Annotated in this window: 8 protein-coding genes; 4 read left to right on the top strand and 4 right to left on the bottom strand. The window is 49.7% G+C overall.

Annotation, left to right across the window (positions count from 1 at the left end; translation table 11 throughout):
• Positions 1 to 879: 879 nt before the first annotated feature.
• Positions 880 to 1,200, bottom strand: a complete 321-nt coding sequence (locus tag BM202_RS34470) for a hypothetical protein (protein WP_093834831.1) — start codon at positions 1,198 to 1,200, stop codon at positions 880 to 882.
• 101 nt (positions 1,201 to 1,301) lie between these two features.
• On the opposite strand from BM202_RS34470, the gene BM202_RS37705 reads away from it, so the two are divergent.
• The gene (locus BM202_RS37705; RefSeq protein ID WP_093834829.1) at positions 1,302 to 1,721 is read left to right on the top strand and encodes a hypothetical protein; all 420 of its coding nucleotides are present in this window, start codon (positions 1,302 to 1,304) and stop codon (positions 1,719 to 1,721) included.
• An 829-nt stretch (positions 1,722 to 2,550) separates the two neighbouring features.
• Here BM202_RS37705 and BM202_RS34460 read toward each other — a convergent pair.
• Complete coding sequence (locus BM202_RS34460; RefSeq protein ID WP_093834827.1) at positions 2,551 to 2,832, bottom strand: hypothetical protein; 282 nt, start codon at positions 2,830 to 2,832, stop codon at positions 2,551 to 2,553.
• Positions 2,833 to 3,315: 483 nt separating this feature from the next.
• On the opposite strand from BM202_RS34460, the gene BM202_RS34455 reads away from it, so the two are divergent.
• Entirely contained in the window at positions 3,316 to 3,684 is a 369-nt protein-coding gene (locus BM202_RS34455; protein WP_093834825.1) for an SPW repeat domain-containing protein, read from the top strand.
• A gap of 90 nt (positions 3,685 to 3,774) precedes the next feature.
• A complete protein-coding gene (locus tag BM202_RS34450; RefSeq protein ID WP_093834823.1) occupies positions 3,775 to 4,878 on the top strand; it encodes a catalase family protein in 1,104 nt (367 codons plus the stop codon).
• Between the two features lie 204 nt (positions 4,879 to 5,082).
• On the opposite strand, the gene BM202_RS34445 is transcribed toward BM202_RS34450, so the two are convergent.
• Positions 5,083 to 5,454, bottom strand: coding sequence for a DoxX family protein (locus BM202_RS34445; RefSeq protein ID WP_093834821.1), 372 nt, complete (start codon positions 5,452 to 5,454; stop codon positions 5,083 to 5,085).
• Between the two features lie 408 nt (positions 5,455 to 5,862).
• Positions 5,863 to 6,660: a CPBP family intramembrane glutamic endopeptidase gene (locus BM202_RS34440; protein ID WP_093834819.1), complete on the bottom strand. Its 798-nt coding sequence runs from the start codon at positions 6,658 to 6,660 to the stop codon at positions 5,863 to 5,865.
• Between the two features lie 290 nt (positions 6,661 to 6,950).
• On the opposite strand from BM202_RS34440, the gene BM202_RS34435 reads away from it, so the two are divergent.
• On the top strand, positions 6,951 to 7,601 hold the full coding sequence (locus tag BM202_RS34435) for a M23 family metallopeptidase (protein WP_245776922.1): 651 nt from the start codon (positions 6,951 to 6,953) through the stop codon (positions 7,599 to 7,601).
• Positions 7,602 to 7,869: the final 268 nt, after the last annotated feature.

Raw genomic sequence — 7,869 nt, 5'->3', positions numbered from 1 at the left:
AAGTTTTCATTTGGCTAACCGCTATCATTCGTTTTGGGGAATTAACGGCTAGACTACTAAATAAGTCAGTCGTAAACAACCAAGTAAGCTGAAAATCAACGAATCAACGTCTAATGGAGCCGTTTGAATTACATTTTTAGGATAGAAACGAACGCTTCTTGACAAAAGCATCCAGTTAAACTGGGGTTAAGCTCTACTAAATGAGCCTTTCGTGAGATGAACAATACATAAGTAATTTCATGCCTTGGCTAACATGAACTGTATCAAACTAGAATTGAATCAGTGATTGTTAAAGGCAACCACAGTCACAAGCAATCTTAGCAACACCTGGTCGCAGTTGGTAAGTAGTTATTATCGAGTTCGTCGAATAGCTGATTGTCAATGTGCTTCCATCGCTCGACAATTCACCGTTCACTGTAATTGGAATACTAGCGAAGCCAGCACCTGTGAATGTGAACAAATCTGCTTTGACTGAAAACTGCCTGTTTTTGTTGAGTTCAAGCTGGGGTAGAGTCAGGTAGAGTCAGATAGGCACAACACATTCCACTCAAACGATAGCCTTGGGAATCGGGTGCTAACTGAGCACACCCTTGAGACCACGTGTTAGTGGGCAGCGGGTCTTTAGGATTACAACTCAGTAAAATTAACCACATTACAAAAAGTAGTATCAAAGTTGATTTGTTGACCATAGTCTGTCGGATTTAGGGTGGGCCATCAAGCCCATTTTTAATTAGACCTCAACAGTCCTACTTAGGTTGGAATGTAGATTCAATCTCGAAGGCCAACGAGATACGGGTTGTTATATAATCAATGTTATGGTAGTCGATATTCTGACATAACAAATGAAACAATTATACCCCTTGACTAAGAATAAGTCAATTATTCCCTTTTGCGGATCGAGAGAATGTTGATTCGATTCGGCTCTATATAGCACGTATCCAGTTTCTCTCGCTCATAGCGTATCCAAACGGGTAAAGGTGCAGTAGAAAAACCTTCATATTCCGTTGGCACTGAGTTGATGGCTAGGTAAGAGTCTCCGTCAATGAGCGTCACTAAGCCACCACGTGAACAATAGTTGCCGAAGTTGTCAATAAAAAGGTAACCCTTTGTCATAGCAGCAACTTCTCCTGGTTCAATGCCTGTGCCTTTACATCCCAAGAGCAAGCTAATTAGTAGAACGGCGGTAACTTTAGAGTTCATAGCAGAAAGGCTTTCTGATAAGACCTTAAATTTCTCTTATTGGTTGGAATCCTACGTTTTGCCCTATTGTGTAAGTGAATATTATGAAAACCTGAATCCGTATGTTAAGCGAAGAAAGAACCGCCACGGCTAAGTTATTCTACTTTATCTTATTCATGGCGGTTAACGGGTTGAGTTGCGTGATTATTCCCTTTTTCCTAGACTACGCTCATACTTATCTAAATGGGAGTCTTATTCCCAACAGTTTACATTGGGACGACAACAACCGCCTAAGGACGAACCAGGTAGGCTGGTTTACGGCTCAAGTGCTGATTGTGTTAGTTGAGTTCATCGGCTTACTCTGGCTGCTCTACCGCTTTAGTCAACGCAATACTCCCATTTGGTTGGTTGATGAGCCGATACAGATTACTCGGTGGGTAAGCTGGCTCGTAGCCGCTGTAGTAACGGTAGTGAGTTTGTTTGGAAGAGGGGGTTTTCTAATATGGCTAGTAAAGCAGTATGTCAAAGCTGTTGTATGTTAAACTCAGCGAGACCGTCCCCGGTCCCGCTGGTCTTCAAAACCGTGCGTGCGTGTTTCCACGCACACGGCTCCTCAGCGAGTTGGTAGTTGTCACCTACATCCGATTCGACACCCTAAGTTCAGAGTATTTCGCCAGACTTTGACTATGTGTGTTTGCCGCTCAAAGAACCGAAGTTCTTACAGTCCATCATCAGGGTTGCCCCTGTGATTTTAGCCATATCCACGGGTACTGGCTCCTAGTCATTCCAACCCACCGTGCCTACGTCAGCTTATCCCAATCATTACATTGGGCATTTGCTTCTTAGGCAATCCCACCCTAAACTGGCTTGCGGTTGGCACCTACTTGGTCGCTTTTGACGACCCAGAGCCGGTAAAGGGTTACTCCGTTCCAAATATTCGTACTGGAGACTTTAGGATGATGCTATCTGCCGGGTTTATCGGGAATGCATACTGGTTGCGCACTTATCGCCAGCCCCTTATCCTTGCCTTTTGGCCACAGCCCATGAACCCACGTTGGCTGTTCCATATTAACGACAGTTACTGTTTACACATCTTCGCTTTCGCTATCCATAGTCTCTTGCTCGGCGGGGATTCCAGGTTGGGTTCCTAGTTACCGCCTTTTCGCCCCGCTTTACGGATTGAGGACCAGTCGCTACCGTAGGGGCGATGCTGTTACTCCTGCACCGGGAGAGAGGGACTCATACCCTCACGAATACCTAGTTGTCAAAGGGGTTTCCCCACTTTGCCACCCGTCCCTGATTTCACAATCATTTAGGATGAACGGATCACACAAGTGCTTTTATGTTAGCTAGGACTGAAAGCGTTAGCGGTTATCGCTGACGTACAGACTTGATTGTGATCCAGCCCCGCTCTTCAAAATTTGGCCTTTCATCAGGCTGATAGCGTAGCCAGATCGGATTATTTGCCTTAGCATAAGGCGTAGGTATGTCCGCTCGGTAGAGGGTAGAATCAACCCGCACAAACCAGCCCCCACACAAGCCACACATTTGAGGATCAATGCCGATTACGGTCGCTGCGATTTCAGAGGGCTGTACTTCATGACAGCTCATCAGACTACCCAGTAAAACCAGTATTGTTAGAGCCTTTTTCATAATGGTAGTTTTTAGAAAATAGACCTTCTAAGCTGGTAATTGGTTGGAAAATCCTGTTCTATAATCAACGTTATAATAAGTACTACACAATGTAATACAAATTTCGTTTTCTGTCTTACCGCTGTAAGACAACTTACGGCTCAAGGTTTTTGTAATAAACCAGGTGAGTAGTGCCACAAAAAAGGCCCCAATAAAGATGCAGATTCATGAGCTACCTTTCGTCTCATACATGAGCGTTAAATGGGACAAAATGGGCTGACCTCCAAAGAGTACTTTTTCAAGAAGGACATGCCTGTTGAGACTAACCAAATTATAATCTTACTAATGTACCCCCTTCGCCAAGGCAGCGAATGTGTTCATTCTTCAGAAAAAATTAAAACTATGTTTTGACACCCAAGTTTATTTAGCCGTAAGCTGACGCCCTATGCATCTGTTGGGGTCAACAAGCAGCTTGTTGTCACCCCCTACAACCACTCAACCGGTATGAAAAAACCAATTAGCCGTCAGCAGCACGGCTTCACCGATTACTCGTACGTGCCCCTGGTTGCGGCAGCGCCCGCCCTGGTGGGCTTTGACGACCAACCAGCGGCCGTTGCCCTGAGCCGCGTCTTGAGCGGTAGCATCCTGGCAACTAGCCTCTTGACCCGCGCCGAGTGGGGATTAGCTAAAGTCATTCCCTTCAAGGGGCATCTGATGGCCGACACCGCCGTGGGGCTATTCGCCCTGAGCGCTCCCTGGTTGTTGGGCTTTTCAGGTCATGCCAAAGCACGCAATACCTTTCTGGTCGCGGGCGTTTTTGGCATCATGGCTGGCCTGCTCTCGAAGCCAGAGGAAGTGCCCTCTGCCAGCTAACTCATTTCCTAACCCTTAGGGCTGCGGCTGGTTCACGCGGTGGAACGCCTACGGCTACTGGCTCCAGCCCTTATCCTAGCAACTCAATTTATGACAACCAACCAACTCAATTATGTCCCCTATTCGGACGCGGTTGAAGTGAAACAACCCAATGAAGATGAACAAACCCGCCAAGTCGTTGACTCGATGGCCCGCGTCAACCGGCTCATGTTCGAGAAGCACCGGCACGCGATTCGCGACGCCCACGCCAAAAGCCATGGTATTTTGCGGGGTGAGTTACAGATTTATGATAACCTTCCCCAACTACTAGCCCAGGGCTTGTTCAAAACGCCTGCCACGTATCCAGTTATCATTCGGCTATCGACCGCACCGGGGGCTATCATGCCCGACGGACAGCCCACGTTTCGGGGCATGGCCATCAAGGTGATCGGCGTAGAGGGCCCCAAGTTTTTGCCTGACCAAGCGGATGCCCTCACCCAGGACTTTCTGCTGGTCAACCATCCCATCATTCCGACCGGTACGGTGGAGACCTATCTCCAGCAGCAGCTAAAACTGGAAAAGCAAGCTGGCCTACCCGAAGAACTGCAAGAGGTTCAGTCAAAGCTGATCACGGGCGTTCACAAACTGCTGGATGTGGTGGGGCTGGAGCCGGAACCCAATGACCTGGGCATTGGGAAGGCCAACACGCACATTCTAGGGGAAACCTTTTTCAGCATGGCCGCCTTACGCTACGGTGAGTATATCGCCAAACTATCGGCCGTACCCCTATCTGAGGCGTTGCAACCCCTGCGGGGCCAAGAGATTGATGCCCGTAACGATTCGGCGCTGCGCGACTTAGTGGTTTCTTTTTTCGTGAACCAAGGGGCCGAGTATGAACTACGCGCTCAGCTGTGCACCGATCTAATTAGTATGCCGGTGGAAGACGGGTCGGTGGAGTGGCCTCAGGATGAAAGTCCCTACCAGCCCATTGGCAAACTGGTCATTCCAGCCCAGAATGCCTACAGCCCGGCCCGGCGGGTATACGCCGATGATGTGTTGACGTTCAATCCCTTTCACTGCCTGCCCGACCACCGGCCGCTGGGCAGCATCATGCGGGCTCGTCAACTGGCGTATGAGACTTCGAGTCAGTATCGCCACCAGATGAATGCTCAGCCCAGGGTCGAGCCCCGCAGTATCGACGAACTACCGGACTGAGGGCCGCTACCGAGGGTATCCCGTTCCCACCGGTTCGGTTTAGGGAACGGGATACCCAAACTAAACAATCTGTTAAGAAAATTTTGCCGTTACTTGTAAATCATCTGCCACTTTATACACTCTACTGATAAATGGGGTCTCTGTACGCTTCTCCATCTCAAGAGGGAGCGTTTTATGGAGACGATTATTTATAATCCCTTTTGTTTAGGTTGTAGCAGAGGTTATGGGTTGACGCAGCCATATCAATGCTCCTAATAAGATCAAGCAGACTAGGGCTGGTATGCCACCAGCGAGACCTCCTGGAATCTTCGTAGCATGCATAAAGACCGCTCCAAGCATAATGATCAGCAAGCCCATTGCGGCAAACCGGGTCAGGCGTGGCACCAGCAGAGCAATGCCGCCCAGCAATTCGCCTCCGCCCACAATATAGGCTAGTACGCTAGGTAGTCCTAGGGTACCAAACATAGCTACCGTGGACGATAGGTCGCGTAGCTTATTGAAGCCGGCGAAAATGAAAAATAAGCCTAGTACTAGTTGTAGAATCCAAGCAATCGTGTGGCGAACAGAAGCAGACATAGCTAAAGCGGTTTTAAATGATCATGGTTGTTTTATTGAAAGATACGCCAATAAGGCGGGTAAACCAACTATTGAAACATCCTGCACGTATGCTATGAACCGCGTTGGACAGATAGTATAAGAGGGCGTCAAATTAAACGCCCTTTTCATAGATTCCTAGACGCTTCCTCGTCTCATTAGGAAGCATTTTTTGAGAATACCACTAGCTAGAGCGGGGCCTAGTACTCAGGGGTGAAAAGAGCGCCGTCTTACTTGCCCAATGACACTTCCGCTAAAAGGTTGTAGCTAATCAAGTGACAGCCTAGCTCTTACATGTTAATGCCATCACCTAAAGCGTTGATTGGCTGACCGCCGACTTGAACCCCTCTACCTGACAAGTTCCCAGCCTTTGGACTGACCAGCGGCTGGCTAGCCCCCAAGTATTCCCCCCATGATGGGAATCAACACCAGCAACCCATTGCCTAATCCATGCACTAAATAAGACGCCCAGCCACTACCCGTTTTCTGAGCTGCGTAACTCACAGTGAGCGCCGTGGGCAGCAGGTACACCGCGTACCAGGGATAAATCGGCAGATGAAACAGCGTCCACAATAGCCCATGCACCAGCCAGCTCCACTGGCCGTACACCAGCTGTTGACGGGGCAACAAGTACCCCCGAAACCAGACCTCTTCGCCTAACAAATTAAAAACTAACAGAAACAGCGCATACACGGCTAGCAGCCACCATTGGCCCCCTAAGGGCACGCCCATGAACTGGGTCAGGGAAGCGGTTTTAGGCCTGAGCGGGTTGAGCACATCGGGCAGAAAGTCGGGTGGGCTAAAGAGGGGCATGCGGGCGATGGCCTGGGCGCTGGGAATCAGCAGGCCCGTTAGCAAAAAGCCGACCAGGAATAACCCCATCGCCCAGCCCCAGGCCCTGCTCGTTAAGGGCACAAAGCGGAGTCGGTCTCGAAAGGTCATCCAGTTAAGGGCGTAGCCATCCTGGCGCAGGGCCACCAGAGTAGCCCCCATCAGGGCCGTTAGGGCCAGGGAGTAGCTGCTGATAAAAGCCCCAAACGGGCTGACGCCCCTGTGCAGCAAGAAGGGCATGAGCCCATACACGCAGGCGCGAAACAGCAGGGCTGAGCCGCCGAAGTAAAGTAAAGCCAAGGACAGCGGCAGGGGTTTGATCAGAGGCGTCTTGGCGGTAGCTAGGGAAGGGGCCATTGGTGCTGTTCGGTATTAGTCTTGAAAGTTGGGGGCCAGCCGGTTGGATCGCTAACGAATTGAGATGAACCGGGTTGAGCGGGGTTCCAATGCCTGATTTAATGGTGTCAATTGGATCGGGCGCGGAGCCAGATCATGTCCTATAAGATCCAGTAAGACCCGTATATAATTTACAGAGGGTATTTTGAGAATGTACTAATTTATGATAGTCGTCCAAAATTTAAGTAGCATACCTACACGGCACGTGTCGATTTGGCCCCGTTAATGGTACCTGCTATTATCCCGTTGATATGGATATGAAGCCAGGGGCCTATACCATCTCACGACGCACAACCGGGGGCAAACTTGAAACGGCAACCCTCCAGGTGGGTCTCAAAGAATGCTTGCAGGAGGATCTGAACAACTTCCCTAAGCCCGAATTCGTCAACGTATCTCCTTTAAATCAAAAACGGGCCGCCAATGAAGCGGCCCTGGTCAATCCCCTCATTAGTTTCAACACGAAGGAACGGCCAGCCGTCTTCGACCTACCGGTAGGCAAACCGGCTCAAAACCTGCCCAAAGGAGAAGGAAACTTCGGCGCTTGCCGGACGTTGAATGGTCAGCCCCGTGACCGCCATACCGGCCAGGACTACCCGGTGGGCTTGGGCAAACCCGTTTTAAGTGTGGGCAACGGGCGAGTGTTACTGGCCGCCAATCAATTTTATAGTGGCAACTCGGTTTACATTGACCATGGCAACGGCTTAATCTCGGAGTATTTTCATTTAAAGAGTTTTTCGGTAAAGGCCAATCAAACAGTAACCAAAGGCGAGTCGATTGGCCTGGTGGGCGAAACAGGACGGGTCACGGGACCTCATTTGCATCTAGGGGTGCGCTGGCACGGGGCCTGCATAAATCCGGGCTATTTACTGATTGATCCATCCGACATGCCGGCGGTTAACTAACTAGCAGTATAGCAGCTTTAACCCTGGGTCGTTATTCATGTATATCGGCAACCAAAAGTGGCCAGATGCGGACGGTCCGAGGCAGCGGTGGGCAGTTTTGCCGTTTCGTGCGGCAACGGCCGGTCGTAAAATACGTCACTTACTCAAGCAGAGCACAGAATCGTCTCAAGTGGGAGGGTATTTTGAGAATGTACTAATTTATGATAGTCGTCCAAAATTTAAGTAGCATACCTACACGGCACGCCCAGACCTGTACCAACTGGTCATT

Origin of the sequence: Spirosoma endophyticum (assembly GCF_900112365.1) — a bacterium.
In the GTDB taxonomy this organism is placed as follows: domain Bacteria; phylum Bacteroidota; class Bacteroidia; order Cytophagales; family Spirosomataceae; genus Spirosoma; species Spirosoma endophyticum.
This window is presented reverse-complemented; position numbering and strand designations above follow the sequence as displayed.